Origin of the sequence: Paraburkholderia ferrariae NBRC 106233 (assembly GCF_000685035.1) — a bacterium.
Taxonomy (GTDB): domain Bacteria; phylum Pseudomonadota; class Gammaproteobacteria; order Burkholderiales; family Burkholderiaceae; genus Paraburkholderia; species Paraburkholderia ferrariae.
The window spans coordinates 278,381-292,985 of record NZ_BAYB01000012.1; the positions used below are offsets into that span (position 1 = coordinate 278,381).

General features: G+C 64.8%; 14 protein-coding genes and 1 tRNA gene. 14 read left to right on the top strand and 1 reads right to left on the bottom strand.

Going from position 1 to position 14,605, the window contains the following annotated elements; genetic code table 11:
• The first annotated feature begins 67 nt into the window (after positions 1 to 67).
• Positions 68 to 1,618, top strand: a complete 1,551-nt coding sequence (locus tag BFE01S_RS15115; protein WP_028226248.1) for a 2-isopropylmalate synthase — start codon at positions 68 to 70, stop codon at positions 1,616 to 1,618.
• A gap of 112 nt (positions 1,619 to 1,730) precedes the next feature.
• Here the strand turns inward: BFE01S_RS15115 and BFE01S_RS15120 are convergent, their stop codons facing one another.
• The gene (locus BFE01S_RS15120) at positions 1,731 to 2,228 is read right to left on the bottom strand and encodes a hypothetical protein (protein ID WP_156967021.1); all 498 of its coding nucleotides are present in this window, start codon (positions 2,226 to 2,228) and stop codon (positions 1,731 to 1,733) included.
• A 232-nt stretch (positions 2,229 to 2,460) separates the two neighbouring features.
• Here BFE01S_RS15120 and BFE01S_RS15125 point away from each other — a divergent pair, with 232 nt between their 5' ends.
• From BFE01S_RS15125 to nuoF, 13 genes are all read left to right on the top strand, one after another.
• Entirely contained in the window at positions 2,461 to 3,798 is a 1,338-nt protein-coding gene (locus BFE01S_RS15125; RefSeq protein ID WP_245621105.1) for a branched-chain amino acid ABC transporter substrate-binding protein, read from the top strand.
• Positions 3,799 to 3,941: 143 nt separating this feature from the next.
• On the top strand, positions 3,942 to 4,211 hold the full coding sequence (gene rpsO, locus BFE01S_RS15130; RefSeq protein ID WP_028226251.1) for a 30S ribosomal protein S15: 270 nt from the start codon (positions 3,942 to 3,944) through the stop codon (positions 4,209 to 4,211).
• A 401-nt stretch (positions 4,212 to 4,612) separates the two neighbouring features.
• The gene (gene pnp / locus BFE01S_RS15135; protein ID WP_028226252.1) at positions 4,613 to 6,772 is read left to right on the top strand and encodes a polyribonucleotide nucleotidyltransferase; all 2,160 of its coding nucleotides are present in this window, start codon (positions 4,613 to 4,615) and stop codon (positions 6,770 to 6,772) included.
• A gap of 163 nt (positions 6,773 to 6,935) precedes the next feature.
• Complete coding sequence (locus BFE01S_RS15140; RefSeq protein ID WP_028226253.1) at positions 6,936 to 7,952, top strand: NAD(P)H-quinone oxidoreductase; 1,017 nt, start codon at positions 6,936 to 6,938, stop codon at positions 7,950 to 7,952.
• A 180-nt stretch (positions 7,953 to 8,132) separates the two neighbouring features.
• Positions 8,133 to 8,915 carry a triose-phosphate isomerase gene (gene tpiA, locus BFE01S_RS15145; RefSeq protein ID WP_042337676.1) on the top strand — a complete coding sequence of 261 codons (783 nt, stop codon included), beginning with the start codon at positions 8,133 to 8,135 and terminating at the stop codon, positions 8,913 to 8,915.
• Positions 8,916 to 9,014: 99 nt separating this feature from the next.
• A complete protein-coding gene (gene secG / locus BFE01S_RS15150) occupies positions 9,015 to 9,416 on the top strand; it encodes a preprotein translocase subunit SecG (RefSeq protein ID WP_028226255.1) in 402 nt (133 codons plus the stop codon).
• Between the two features lie 115 nt (positions 9,417 to 9,531).
• Positions 9,532 to 9,616, top strand: a tRNA-Leu gene (locus tag BFE01S_RS15155).
• Between the two features lie 158 nt (positions 9,617 to 9,774).
• Complete coding sequence (locus BFE01S_RS15160; RefSeq protein ID WP_028226256.1) at positions 9,775 to 10,134, top strand: NADH-quinone oxidoreductase subunit A; 360 nt, start codon at positions 9,775 to 9,777, stop codon at positions 10,132 to 10,134.
• Between the two features lie 74 nt (positions 10,135 to 10,208).
• A complete protein-coding gene (locus tag BFE01S_RS15165; RefSeq protein WP_006052903.1) occupies positions 10,209 to 10,688 on the top strand; it encodes a NuoB/complex I 20 kDa subunit family protein in 480 nt (159 codons plus the stop codon).
• A gap of 22 nt (positions 10,689 to 10,710) precedes the next feature.
• The gene (locus BFE01S_RS15170) at positions 10,711 to 11,316 is read left to right on the top strand and encodes an NADH-quinone oxidoreductase subunit C (protein ID WP_028226257.1); all 606 of its coding nucleotides are present in this window, start codon (positions 10,711 to 10,713) and stop codon (positions 11,314 to 11,316) included.
• Between the two features lie 9 nt (positions 11,317 to 11,325).
• A complete protein-coding gene (locus BFE01S_RS15175) occupies positions 11,326 to 12,579 on the top strand; it encodes an NADH-quinone oxidoreductase subunit D (protein ID WP_028226258.1) in 1,254 nt (417 codons plus the stop codon).
• A 159-nt stretch (positions 12,580 to 12,738) separates the two neighbouring features.
• Positions 12,739 to 13,224 (top strand): NADH-quinone oxidoreductase subunit NuoE, encoded by a 486-nt coding sequence (gene nuoE, locus BFE01S_RS15180; protein ID WP_028226259.1) that lies wholly within the window; start codon positions 12,739 to 12,741, stop codon positions 13,222 to 13,224.
• Complete coding sequence (gene nuoF / locus BFE01S_RS15185) at positions 13,221 to 14,549, top strand: NADH-quinone oxidoreductase subunit NuoF (protein WP_028226260.1); 1,329 nt, start codon at positions 13,221 to 13,223, stop codon at positions 14,547 to 14,549. Before nuoE ends, nuoF begins: the two co-directional genes overlap by 4 nt.
• Positions 14,550 to 14,605 lie beyond the last annotated feature (56 nt).

Consider the following 14,605-nt stretch of genomic DNA (forward strand, 5'->3'; position numbering starts at 1 on the left):
CCAACGGTGGCGCGAACACCCGAATTCCGTTTTTAGACACTGAACAAGTCCCCCCTGGAGACCCGAAATGGCAGCAGACAAGCTCATCATCTTCGATACGACGTTGCGTGACGGCGAGCAGTCGCCCGGTGCGTCGATGACGAAGGAAGAGAAGATCCGCATCGCGAAGCACCTCGAGCGGATGAAGGTCGACATCATCGAAGCGGGCTTCGCGGCCAGCTCGAACGGCGACTTCGACGCGATCCAGACGATCGCCGGCATGGTCAAGGACAGCACGATCTGCTCGCTGGCCCGCGCCAACGACAAGGACATCCAGCGCGCCGCCGACGCGCTCAAGCCCGCCGACCACTTCCGCATCCACACGTTCATCGCTACTTCGGCGCTGCACATGGAGAAGAAGCTGCGCATGTCGCCGGAGCAGGTGCTCGAACAGGCGAAGCTGGCGGTGCGCTTTGCCCGCAAGTTCACCAATGACGTGGAGTTCTCGCCCGAAGACGGCAGCCGCTCGGACATGGACTTCCTGTGCCGCGTGCTCGAAGCCGTCATCAACGAGGGCGCGACCACGATCAATATCGCCGACACGGTGGGCTACGGCATTCCGGAACTGTACGGCAACCTCGTGAAGACGTTGCGCGAGCGCATTCCGAACTCGGACAAGGCCGTGTTCTCGGTGCACTGCCACAACGACCTCGGCATGGCCGTGGCCAACTCGCTGGCGGGCGTGCAGATCGGCGGCGCGCGCCAGGTGGAATGCACGATCAACGGTCTGGGCGAGCGCGCGGGCAACACCTCGCTCGAAGAAATCGTCATGGCCGTGAAGACCCGCAAGGACTACTTCGGTCTCGACCTCGGCATCGACACCACGCAGATCGTGCCGGCTTCGAAGCTCGTCTCGCAGATCACGGGTTTCGTCGTGCAGCCGAACAAGGCCGTGGTGGGCGCGAATGCCTTCGCGCACGCGTCGGGCATCCACCAGGACGGCGTGCTCAAGGCACGCGACACGTATGAAATCATGCGCGCCGAAGACGTGGGCTGGACCGCCAACAAGATCGTGCTGGGCAAGCTGTCGGGCCGCAACGCGTTCAAGCAGCGTTTGCAGGAGCTGGGCATCGCGCTCGACAGCGAAGCCGAACTGAACCAGGCGTTCGCTCGCTTCAAGGAACTGGCCGACCGCAAGGCCGAAATCTTCGACGAAGACATCATCGCGATCGTCACCGAAGAGTCGGCCGAAGCGCAGGAGCGCGAGCACTACAAGTTCATCTCGCTCGCGCAGCACTCGGAAACCGGCGAGCGTCCGCACGCGCGCATCGTGTTCTCGGCCGACGGCAAGGAAGTGACCGGCGAAGCGGCCGGCAACGGCCCCGTCGATGCGACGCTCAATGCGATCGAAACCGAAGTGGGCAGCGGTTCGGAACTGCTGCTGTACTCGGTGAACGCGATCACGACCGGCACCCAGGCGCAGGGCGAGGTGACGGTGCGTCTGTCGAAGGCGGGCCGCATCGTGAACGGCGTGGGCACCGATCCGGATATCGTCGCGGCCTCGGCCAAGGCGTATATCTCGGCGCTCAACAAGCTCTATTCGTCGGACAGCGACAAGCTCAATCCGCAGCGCTCGTAAGCCGCCGGGCCGAGGCGGGGCGTGCGCCCCGCCCGCTTCAGCGACGCAAAGCAAAACCCCCGCGTTCTCGCAAACGCGGGGGTTTTCGTTTTGAGGTGCTCGGGCGGGCGCGCTAGAACCAGCCGCGGCGGTCCGGATCGTGCATCGGATCGGGCGTTTTTTGCGTGAGACGCAGGATGCCGTCGTCGTCGAAGTAGAAGCTGTAGAGCATGTACCAGACGTTGTCCTCGTAGTAGCGATAGGTCCACACCTCGCGCTTCATCAGCGGGAAGTAGGCGGTCTCCTCGGGGCGGCCGAAGTTCACGAGCACGTCGGCGCGCGTCCACTTGCCGATCTCGGCGCGGTAGAACTCGCTCACCTGAAGCACCTGGCGCACGTTCACGACCTTGCCGCTCGCGTCGATGTCGGCGGCCACGGTGGTTTCGCCCATCGGCTGGGTCGGCCACATCAGGCGCTTGCCGCCGTTGGGCAGGTCGTAGCTTTCGCGCGGCGGCCCGAAGCGGGCGATCACGGCCTGCGCGTCGTCGCCCGCGTGGAACTGCTGCCATGGCTGCACGCACCCGGCGAGCGCGAGCGCCCCGAGGCCGGCGGCCAGCGCGCGGCGCGGCATGCGCGCGAGCGCGCTGGTGATCGCAGTGGTAAAGCGAATGAGCATGAAGTCCCCCGGGCGATGCGCCGATGGCCGCCTGTGTTGTCGATGTCCTATTTTGACACGCAATCCCGCGCGGGCGAGAGCGGGGTGGCGCTCTTGCGGCGAGGGGGCGGTGCGCCCTATGATCCGCGCTTCGGGCGCACGCGGGCGGGTCGCGTGCCAGGGCTGGGGAAAAAAGAGGGGAGAGAACATGAAGGCACGAATGGGCCGTGTGGCGGCAAGGCTCGGCGCGCTGGCGGCGGTGTTGATCGTCGCACAGGCCGTAACGGGCATAGCCGGCATATCCGGCGTCCGGGCCGCATCGACGCAGGCCGCGGAGGCGTCAGGCGGCAAGCCAGCGGGCGCGCCCATCCAGCTTGCGCTGATCGAAGGCATGTCCGGGCCGTTTGCCGACGCGGGCGCGGCCGTCGAGCGCAATCTGCGCTTTGGCGTGGAGCGCGTCAATGCGCGCGGTGGCGTGCTGCTGCGCGACGGGCGGCATCCGCTGGAACTCGTCGTGCTCGACAGCAAGGGCAGCACCGAATCGGCGCTGATGCAGCTGCGCGCAGCCGCCGACCGGCATATCGGCTTCATTCTCCAGGGCAACAGCTCGGCGGTGGCGGCGGCGCTCGTGACGGCGATCGAGCGCCAGAATGCGCGCGAGCCGGAGAACCGCGAGGTGTTCCTCAACTACTCCGCCGACGATCCCGCGCTCACGAACGCGAACTGCAGTTTCTGGCATTTTCGCTTCGACGCCCACGCGGGCATGCGCATGGACGCGCTCGCCGACGTGATCGCGGCGGACAAGTCGGTGAAGAAGGTCTACCTGCTGAATCAGGACTACAGCTTCGGCCACGACGTCAGCACCCTCGCGCGCGCGGCGCTGGCGCAGCGGCGGCCGGACATCGCGGTGGTGGGCGACGAGTTCCACCCGATCGGCCGCGTGAAGGACTTCGCGCCGTATATCGCGAAAATCCGCGCCTCGGGCGCCGACGCCGTCATCACCGGCAACTGGGGCAACGATCTCACGCTGCTCGTGAAGGCCGCGCGCGAGCAGGGGCTCGACACGAAGTTCTACACGTTCTACGGCAATAGCCTCGGCGCTCCGGCGGCGCTGGGCGATGCGGGCGTGAAGCGCGTGATTGCCGTGGCGGACTGGCATCCGAACGCGGGCGGCGCGGCCTCCGATGCCTGGTACGCCGCCTTCCGCGCGCGCTATCCGGCGCCGCAGGACGACTACCCGGTGCTGCGCATGGAAATGCTCGTCGAGATGCTCGCGCAGGCCATGACGAACGCCGGTTCGGCCGACCCTACGGCGGTGGCGAAGGCGCTGGAGGGGCTGCGCTTCGACAATGGCTTCCATCCGATGTGGATGCGCGCCGACGACCATCAGGTGATCCAGCCCCTTTATGTCATGCAGATGGACAAGGCGGGCACGCCCGGCGTGCGCTACGACAACGAAGGCTCGGGCTACGGTTTCCGGACGGTGCTCGAACTGCCGCCCGAGCGCACCGTCCTGCCGACGGTTTGCCGGATGAAGCGGCCCTGAGCGGGGCGCGCGGGCGCAGACCCAAGCCCGGCGCGAGCCTTGGGTTCGCGGCGAATCCGGCCTGTGCTACAATACGCGCTTCGCTGTAATCCACGGCACGGCCTTTCTTCCGTGACCGCCCGTTAGCTTTAAAGGAAAAGCAAATGTCCGTAGCAGATATCAAGAAGTCCGAAGTCGTCGCGCAATTCGCGCGCGGCACCAATGACACGGGTTCGCCCGAAGTTCAGGTTGCGCTCCTGACGTCGCGTATCAACGAACTGACCGCGCACTTCAAGTCGCACGCCAAGGATCACCACAGCCGCCGCGGTCTGCTGCGCATGGTGAGCCGCCGCCGCAAGCTGCTCGACTACCTGAAGGGCAAGGACGCTGATCGTTACCGCGCGCTGATCGAAAAGCTGGGTCTGCGCAAGTAACCGGAAGGTCTTCCCAAAAGATGCCTGTGTCAGTTCCGCTGATGCAGGCATTTTGTTTTTGAACGGTACGCCCGCGCTTCGTCGCACCACGCGCGGCGCACCGGCAGGACAGCCAGGACAAGGCGGCAACGAAAGGCGTGGCAGTTTCGCCGTTGCCGCTTCGCAGTAACGCGTTGTAGCAAGCGCATTGCAGTAGCCGTTTTCAAGGCAGCAGAGCAGGGCCGGTCCACGGGGCAGAGCTTTGTGTCATTCCAGCGGGTCGCGCGTCGGGCGCAGGCTTCGCGCGCGATCCGCTGGAATGGCATAACACTCCTCTTCCTGCGCGGTCCCGGTCCGTGTATTGCCGTGTTGCCCGGTGTTCGGGCCACGCAGCATAACAATGAGTAAGGAGTGACAAGACCATGACCATGTTCAATAAAGTCGTGAAAGAATTCAAATGGGGCCAGCACAACGTGCGCCTCGAGACGGGTGAAATCGCCCGTCAGGCAAGCGGCGCCGTGATCGTCGATGTCGAAGACACCGTCGTGCTCGCCACCGTCGTCGGCGCAAAGACCGCCAAGCCGGGCCAGGACTTCTTCCCCCTGACCGTCGACTACATCGAAAAGACCTATTCCGCCGGCAAGATCCCGGGCGGCTTCTTCCGCCGCGAAGGCCGTCCTTCGGAAGGCGAGACGCTGATCTCGCGCCTGATCGACCGCCCGCTGCGTCCGCTCTTCCCGGAAGGCTATTACAACGAAGTGCAGGTCGTGATCCACGTCCTGTCGATCAATCCGGAAGTGCCGGCCGACATCCCGGCGCTGATCGGCGCCTCGGCTGCGCTGGCGATCTCGGGTCTGCCGTTCAACGGCCCGGTGGGCGCCGCGCGCGTGGCCTACATCAACAACGAGTACGTGCTGAACCCCACGCGCTCGCAAATCAAGGAATCGCGCCTCGACCTCGTCGTGGCCGGTACCGAGCGCGCCGTGCTGATGGTGGAATCGGAAGCCGACCAGCTGCCCGAAGACGTGATGCTCGGCGCCGTGGTGTTCGGCCACGAGCAGATGCAAACGGCCATCGACGCGATCCACGAACTCGTGCGTGACGGCGGCAAGGCCGAGTGGGAATGGCAGCCGGCAGCGAAGGACGAAGCGCTGATCGCGCGCGTGACCGACATCGCTCACGGCAACCTCCACGCCGCCTACCAGTTGCGCGACAAGCAGCAGCGTTCGACGAAGCTGAAGGAAGTCTATGCGGCGACCTCGGCGAAGCTCGAAGAAGACGCGGCTGCGGCCGGCACCGTTGCGGCCGACAAGGCCACGGTCGGCAACATCCTGTTCGACCTCGAAGCGAAGATCGTCCGCTCGCAGATCCTGAACGGCGAGCCGCGCATCGACGGCCGCGACACGCGCACCGTGCGCCCGATCGAGATCCGCACCGGCGTGCTGCCGCGCACCCACGGCTCGGCGCTCTTCACGCGCGGCGAGACGCAGGCGCTGGTGGTGGCGACGCTCGGCACCAAGGGCGACGAGCAGATCATCGACGCGCTCGAAGGCGAGTACCGCGACCGCTTCATGCTCCACTACAACATGCCCCCGTTCGCGACCGGCGAAACGGGCCGCGTGGGTTCGCCCAAGCGCCGCGAAATCGGCCACGGCCGTCTCGCCAAGCGCGCGCTCGTCGCGTGCCTGCCGGGTCCGGACGAATTCGGCTACTCGATCCGCGTGGTCTCGGAAATCACCGAGTCGAACGGTTCGTCGTCGATGGCTTCGGTGTGCGGCGGCTGCCTCGCGCTGATGGACGCCGGCGTGCCGATGAAGGCGCACGTCGCGGGCATCGCGATGGGCCTGATCCTCGAAGACAACAAGTTCGCGGTGCTGACCGACATCCTCGGCGACGAAGATCACCTCGGCGACATGGACTTCAAGGTGGCGGGCACGGAAGCCGGCGTGACCGCGCTGCAGATGGACATCAAGATCCAGGGCATCACGAAGGAAATCATGCAGGTCGCGCTCGCGCAGGCGAAGGAAGGCCGCATGCACATCCTCGGCAAGATGACGCAAGCCGTCTCGGGCGTGAACACCGAACTCTCGGCGTACGCACCGCGCATGATCACCGTCAAGATCAACCCGGAAAAGATCCGCGACGTGATCGGCAAGGGCGGTTCGGTGATCCGCGCGCTGACCGAAGAAACCGGCACCACGATCGACATTTCGGACGACGGCGTCGTGACCATCGCGAGCACGTCGAGCGAAGGCATGGCCGAAGCGAAGAAGCGCATCGAGAACATCACGGCCGAAGTGGAAGTGGGCCAGGTGTACGAAGGCCCGGTCCTCAAGCTGCTGGACTTCGGCGCGATCGTGAACCTGCTGCCGGGCAAGGATGGTCTGCTGCACATCTCCGAGATCGCCAACGAGCGCATCAAGGACATCAACGACTATCTGAAGGAAGGCCAGATCGTGAAGGTCAAGGTCATCCAGACGGACGAGAAGGGCCGCGTGCGCCTGTCGGCCAAGGCGCTGCTGAACGAAGCGGCTGCCGGCGGCAACGGCGGCAGTGCACCGCAAGGCGAGCCGCAGCAATAATGCGGTAGCCTGTAACGGCCGGCAGCGCTTTGGCGTGCCGGCCGTTTTTCATGATGGACGCCTGGATGGCATTGGTCGTGCGGTCGTGCGGCTTTGCGGCCGCGAGGTGCGGCAGTGCGCGGCGTCGCGCGGGCAATGCCATCCAGACTCAGGGGGACGCGAAATGAAGGCAGTCGAGATTACCGAATTTGGTGCGCCGGACGTGCTGAAGCTGACCGAGCGTCCCACGCCCGAGCCGAAGGCGGGCGAAGTTCTGATCAAGGTGGCGGCGTCGGGCGTGAACCGCCCCGACGTGTTCCAGCGCAAGGGCTCCTATGCGCCGCCGCCGGGCGTGTCCGACCTGCCGGGGCTGGAGGTGGCGGGCGAGATCGTGGGCGGGACGATCGACGAGAAGAGCAATCCGTTCGGCCTGAAGATCGGCGACCGCGTGTGCGCGCTGATTGCGGGCGGCGGCTATGCCGAGTACGCCGTGGCGCCGCTCGGCCAGTGCCTGCCGGTGCCTGCGGGGCTCACGGACATCGAAGCCGCGTCGCTGCCCGAAACCTTCTTCACGGTCTGGACCAATGTGTTCCAGCGCGGCCAGTTGGGCGCCGGCGAAGGCGGCGAGAACGAGACGCTGCTCGTGCAGGGCGGCTCGAGCGGCATCGGCGTGACGGCCATCCAGATGGCGCATGCGCTGGGCTTTCGCGTGTTCGTGACCGCCGGGTCCGACGAGAAGTGCCGCGCCTGCGAAAAGCTGGGCGCCGAGCGCGCCATCAACTATCGCAGCGAGGATTTCGTCGATGTCGTGAAGGCGCTCACGAACGACCGCGGCGTGGACGTGATTCTCGACATGGTGGGCGGCGGCTATGTGCCGCGCGAACTTTCCGCGCTGGCGGACGGCGGGCGCATCGTCCTGATCGCGACGCTCGGCGGCGCGAAGGCCGAGGTCAACATGCACGAGATCCTGCGCCGGCGCCTCACGATCACGGGATCGACGTTGCGCGCACGGCCGGTGGAGTTCAAGGCGCGCATCGCGCGGGCGTTGAAGGAGCAGGTGTGGCCGCTCATTGAAGAGGGTCGCATCAAGCCCGTCGTGTTCCGGGTGTTTCCGGCGGAGCAGGCGGCCGAAGCGCATGCCCTGATGGAGAGCAGCGAGCATGTCGGCAAGATCGTGCTCGACTGGGGGCAGAACGCCTGATGAAGTCTCGCGGGGCCTGAAAAGGCCTGATTTTTATGCTCCGCAGTGCCCTTGCGGCGCACTTCGGCGCGTCTCCTGTTGACATCAAAGCGCAAATAGCGTGTGTCGCGGTTTGACCCACCTCGATTTCACGCAGTAAAATTATGTGTTTTGCGTCCGTTTTTAACAGCAACCGAAACAATGTCGAATCAACGAGCCAAGCTGGTAGTCGGTAACTGGAAGATGCACGGCCGCCTCGCGGTCAACGCGGTGCTGCTGGAGGGCGTGGTGCGCGGCGCGCAGGCGCTGCCGCAGGACGTGCGCGTGGCCGTCTGCGTGCCTCACCCGTATCTCGCGCAGGCCCAGGCGCTGCTCGGCGGCAGCCGCGTGGCCTGGGGTGCCCAGGACGTTTCGGTGCACGAGCAGGGTGCGTACACCGGCGAAGTGGCCGCAGGCATGGTGGCCGACTTCGATGCGACCTATGCGATCGTCGGCCACTCGGAGCGGCGTGCGTACCACGGCGAAAGTTCGGAGGTCGTCGCGGCCAAGGCGCAGCGCGCGCTCGAAGCCGGCGTCACGCCCATCGTTTGCGTCGGCGAGACACTCGAAGAGCGCGAGTCGGGCGCGACCGGGCAGGTGGTCGGCGCGCAGCTCGATGCGGTGCTGGCCGTGTTGAGCGCCGACGAGGCGGCGCGCATCGTGGTGGCGTACGAGCCGGTCTGGGCCATTGGCACGGGCCGCAGTGCGAGTTCGGAGCAGGCGCAGGAGGTGCACGCTTTCCTGCGCGCACGGCTCGCCGCGAAGGGTGCGCAGGTGGCGAACGTGCCGCTGCTCTACGGCGGCAGCGTGAAGCCGGAGAACGCGGCGGACCTGTTCCGCCAGGCCGATATCGATGGCGGGCTGATCGGCGGCGCATCGCTGAAGGCAGGGGATTTTCTCGCGATCTGTGCGGCCGCTGCGGCGGGCGCGGACATCGCGGGCTAAACGTAAGGATTGCCGTCCGCGCGAGGTAGCCGGGCGGGCAGGGCAGACATGCGCGGGCCGCCCAGCGGCCGGCGCTCAACATGGACTCAGGTGAGTGTGATGCTGTATTTGAAAACGTTGGTGATCGTCGTTCAGCTTCTGTCGGCGCTAGGGGTGATCGGCCTCGTGCTGCTGCAGCACGGCAAGGGTGCGGACATGGGTGCCGCATTCGGCAGCGGCGCGTCGGGCAGCCTGTTCGGCGCAAGCGGTTCCGCGAACTTTCTTTCGCGTACGACGGCCGTTCTGGCAACGGTCTTTTTCCTGTCGACCCTTGCATTAACCTACCTGGGGTCGTATCATGCGAAGCCTTCGGCTGGCGTGCTGGGTGCCTCGGCTCCCGCACCGGTCGTCGCCTCGGTTCCGGCCGCCGCAGCACCGGCTTCGGCACCTGTTGCATCGAGCACGGCAGCGGCTTCGCCGGCCGTTGCAGCTTCGGTTCCGGGCAACGACGTACCGAAATAAAAACTTCAAAAACTTGCTTTTGTGCATTGAACAAATCGCTAAGGCAAGTTAGAATTTAAGTCTTGAAGCGATTCGCGGGTTTCAACAAAATTGTCCCTCCCGGATTGCATGCAGTGCCGACGTGGTGAAATTGGTAGACACGCTATCTTGAGGGGGTAGTGGCGAAAGCTGTGCGAGTTCGAGTCTCGCCGTCGGCACCAATGTATTCGACAAAATGCCAGCCGCTTGCTTCAGCTTCGGCTGGCATTTTTGCTTCTGACGTCGTGTTCGTTTATTGTTCGCAGCGCGAAGTACGTGAAGTGATCCCGCGGAGCGACATGTTCTTGCGGAACCTTGAACCAACCGATAGAGGATAGCCTTGAACCTCGCTGCCTATTTCCCCGTCCTGCTGTTCCTCCTCGTGGGTCTTGGTCTGGGTGTAGCGCTGGTCACTATCGGCAAGATCCTCGGTCCCAACCGGCCAGACAGCGAAAAAAATTCGCCGTACGAGTGCGGCTTCGAAGCGTTCGAAGACGCCCGAATGAAATTCGACGTACGCTACTACCTGGTCGCGATCCTTTTCATCATTTTCGATCTCGAAACGGCGTTCCTGTTCCCGTGGGGTGTGGCCCTGCGCGATATCGGCTGGCCGGGCTTCCTGTCGATGATGGTGTTCCTGCTCGAATTCCTGCTGGGCTTTGCCTACATCTGGAAGAAAGGTGGTCTCGACTGGGAATGATGGGTTAATCGCCGGATAGCGTATCGGCGGCACTGCGGGGACACTGCAGGCCGTTCGTCTGGAGTGGAAAGCACATGAGTATCGAAGGGGTCTTGAAGGAAGGGTTTGTCACCACCACGGCTGACAAGCTGATCAACTGGACGCGTACCGGGTCGCTCTGGCCCATGACGTTCGGGCTTGCGTGCTGCGCAGTCGAGATGATGCACGCGGGCGCCGCCCGCTACGACCTCGACCGCTTCGGGGTGGTGTTCCGCCCCAGCCCGCGTCAGTCCGACGTGATGATCGTGGCCGGCACGCTGTGCAACAAGATGGCGCCGGCGCTGCGCAAGGTCTACGACCAGATGGCCGAGCCGCGCTGGGTGATCTCGATGGGCTCGTGCGCCAACGGCGGCGGCTACTACCACTACTCGTACTCGGTCGTGCGCGGCTGCGACCGCATCGTGCCGGTCGACGTCTACGTGCCCGGTTGTCCGCCCACGGCGGAAGCTCTTGTCTACGGGGTGATCCAGCTGCAGGCGAAGATCCGCCGCACCAACACCATCGCCCGTCAATAAAGGCCGCGTGCCTCCCCACAATATGGCAAGCAAACTCGAGACCCTCAAAGCGAACCTCGAAGCGGCTCTTGGCGCGCGTATCGCCAGCCTCACCGAGGCGCTCGGCGAACTCACGCTGGTCGTGAAGGCGGGCGATTACCTCGATGTCGCGAAGGAGCTGCGCGACAACCCCACGCTGCGCTTCGAGCAGCTCATGGACCTCTGCGGCATGGACTACCAGACCTACGGCGACGGCGCCTGGGAAGGTCCGCGCTTTGCCGCCGTGTCGCATCTGCTTTCGCTCACGCACAACTGGCGCCTGCGTCTGCGCGTGTTCGCGCTCGACGACGAAGTGCCTATCGTCCCCTCGCTGGTCGAGAACTGGAATTCGGCGAACTGGTACGAGCGCGAGGCGTTCGACCTGTACGGCATCGTTTTCGAAGGGCACCCCGACCTGCGCCGCATCCTCACCGACTACGGTTTCATCGGCCACCCGTTCCGCAAGGACTTCCCGCTCTCGGGCTATGTCGAAATGCGCTACGACCCGGAACAGAAGCGCGTGGTCTATCAGCCGGTGACGATCGAGCCGCGCGAAATCACGCCGCGCGTGATCCGCGAGGATCGGTACGGCGGTCTGAAGAATCACTAAGAGGGTCGCATGTCAGAGATCAAGAACTACACGCTCAACTTCGGCCCGCAGCACCCGGCAGCGCACGGCGTGCTGCGCCTCGTGCTCGAGCTCGACGGCGAAGTGATCCAGCGCGCCGATCCGCACATCGGCCTTCTGCATCGCGGCACCGAAAAGCTTGCCGAGAACAAGACCTTCATCCAGTCGGTGCCTTACATGGACCGGCTCGACTACGTCTCGATGATGGTCAACGAGCACGGCTACGTGCTCGCCATCGAAAAGCTGCTCGGCATCGAGCCGCCGGTGCGCGCGAAGTACATCCGCGTGCTGTTCGACGAAGTCACCCGCGTGCTGAACCACCTCATGTGGATCGGCTCGCACGCGCTCGACGTGGGCGCGATGGCGGTCTTTCTCTACGCGTTCCGCGAGCGCGAAGACCTGATGGACGTGTACGAAGCGGTGTCGGGCGCGCGCATGCACGCGGCCTACTACCGTCCGGGCGGCGTCTATCGCGACCTGCCGGACGCCATGCCGCAGTACAAGGCTTCGAAGATCCACAACGAGAAGGCGCTCGCCCGCATGAACGAGGCGCGCCAGGGCTCGGTGCTGGATTTCATCGACGACTTCTTTACGCGCTTTCCCGGCTGCGTCGACGAGTACGAAACGCTGCTCACCGACAACCGCATCTGGAAGCAGCGGCTCGTCGGCATCGGCGTGGTGACCCCCGAGCGCGCCATGCAGCTCGGCCTGTCGGGCGCGATGCTGCGCGGTTCGGGCATCGAGTGGGATCTGCGCAAGAAGCAGCCCTACGAAGTCTACGACCAGATGGACTTCGACATTCCGGTGGGCGTGAACGGCGACTGCTACGACCGCTATCTCGTGCGCGTCGAGGAAATGCGCCAGTCCACCCGCATTGCGAAACAGTGCATTGAGTGGTTGCGCAGGAATCCCGGCCCCGTGATGGTCGACAATCACAAGATTGCGCCGCCTTCGCGCGTGAACATGAAGTCGAACATGGAAGAGCTGATTCACCACTTCAAGCTCTTCACCGAAGGCTTCCACGTGCCCGAAGGCGAGGCGTACGCCGCCGTCGAGCATCCGAAGGGCGAATTCGGCATCTACCTGGTGTCGGACGGCGCCAACAAGCCGTATCGTCTGAAGATCCGTGCACCGGGCTACGCCCATCTCTCGGCGCTCGACGAGATGGCGCGCGGCCACATGATCGCCGACGCGGTGACGATCATCGGGACGCAGGACATCGTGTTCGGCGAAATCGATCGTTAAGCAGCAAACTGGCAGCGCGTCCCGGACGGTAGGGGAGCGCGCTGCGCAAGATACCGGGAACGCCACGTCTGCCGCAGCGAAGAGTCGGGTTGGAGCGCGCGGCAGGTCGAAGAGTGGCGGGAAATGCAACGGTAGGAATTGAGTGAGTCGTGTCTGAAAATGATCTCAGCTGAAGGCCTGAAAGAAATCGATCGCGCGTTGACGAAGTACCCCGCCGATCAGAAACAGTCCGCCGTGATGGCGGCTTTGGCCGTTGCTCAGGAAGAGCACGGCTGGCTGTCCCCCGAGCTCATGCAGTTCGTGGCCGACTACCTCGGCATGCCGCCTGTGGCGGTGGAGGAGGTCGCCACCTTCTACACGATGTTCGAGACGAGCCCGGTCGGCAAGTACAAGATCACGCTCTGCACGAACCTGCCGTGCCAGCTCGGCCCGGACGGCGGCGCGGAAGCCACCGCCGACTACCTGAAGCACAAGCTCGGTATCGAATTCGGCGAGACCACGGCCGACGGCCGCTTCACCTTGAAGGAAGGCGAATGCTTCGGTGCGTGCGGCGACGCTTCGGTGCTGCTCGTGAATAACCACCGCATGTGCCCGCGAATGACCCGCGAGAAGATCGACCAGCTGCTCGAGGAGCTTTCGAAATGACTTCGTTGCACGACCGTCACATCAAACCGCTGATTCTCGCGGGCCTCAACGGCGAGAACTGGCACCTCGAAGATTACGTCGCGCGCGGCGGCTACAAGCAGCTGCGCCGCATTCTCGAAGAGAAGATTCCGCCCGAGCAGGTGATTGCCGACGTCAAGGCTTCGGGTCTGCGCGGCCGCGGCGGCGCGGGCTTCCCGACCGGCCTGAAGTGGAGCTTCATGCCGCGCCAGTTCCCGGGGCAGAAGTACCTCGTCTGCAACTCGGACGAAGGCGAGCCGGGCACGTTCAAGGATCGTGACATCCTGCGCTGGAACCCGCACGCGGTGATCGAAGGCATGGCCATCGGCGCGTATGCGATGGGCATTACCGTGGGCTACAACTACATCCACGGCGAGATTTTCGAGGTGTACCGCCGCTTCGAGGCTGCGCTCGACGAAGCGCGCGCGGCCGGCTATCTCGGCGACAACATTCTGGGCACGGACTTCTCGTTCCAGTTGCACGCGCACCATGGTTACGGCGCGTACATCTGCGGCGAGGAAACCGCGCTGCTCGAATCACTCGAAGGCAAGAAGGGCCAGCCGCGCTTCAAGCCGCCGTTCCCGGCGAGCTTCGGCGTGTACGGCAAGCCCACCACGATCAACAACACCGAGAGCTTCGCGGCGGTGCCGTTCCTGTTGACGGTCGGCCCGCAGGCGTACATGGAGCTCGGCAAGCCGAACAACGGCGGCACGAAGATTTTCTCGGTGTCGGGCGACGTCGAACTGCCGGGCAACTACGAAGTGCCGCTCGGCACCTCGTTCGCCACGCTGCTCGAACTCGCCGGCGGCATGCGCGACGGCAAGAAGCTCAAGGCCGTGATTCCGGGCGGCTCGTCGGCGCCGGTCATTCCGGGCGACATCATGATGCAGACGGACATGGACTACGATTCCATCGCCAAGCAGGGCTCGATGCTCGGCTCGGGGGCGGTCATCGTCATGGACGAAACGCGCTGCATGGTGCGCTCGCTGCTGCGCCTCTCGTACTTCTACTACGAAGAGTCGTGCGGCCAGTGCACGCCGTGCCGCGAAGGCACGGGCTGGCTGTATCGCGTCGTGAACCGCATCGAGCACGGCCAGGGCCGCCAGGAAGACCTGGACCTGCTGAACTCGGTGGCGGGCAACATCATGGGCCGCACGATCTGCGCGCTTGGCGACGCGGCGGCCATGCCGGTGCGCGGCATGCTCAAGCACTACTGGGACGAATTCGAATATCACGTGCACAACAAGCGTTGCCTCGTCGGCGGACATGCCGGCTCGCACGCGGCATCGGAGACGGTGGCCGCCTGAGGGCGAGGGCCGGGAGTCGACGAGCGCCGGAGACAGGCAGCGCGCGGTGCATGAAC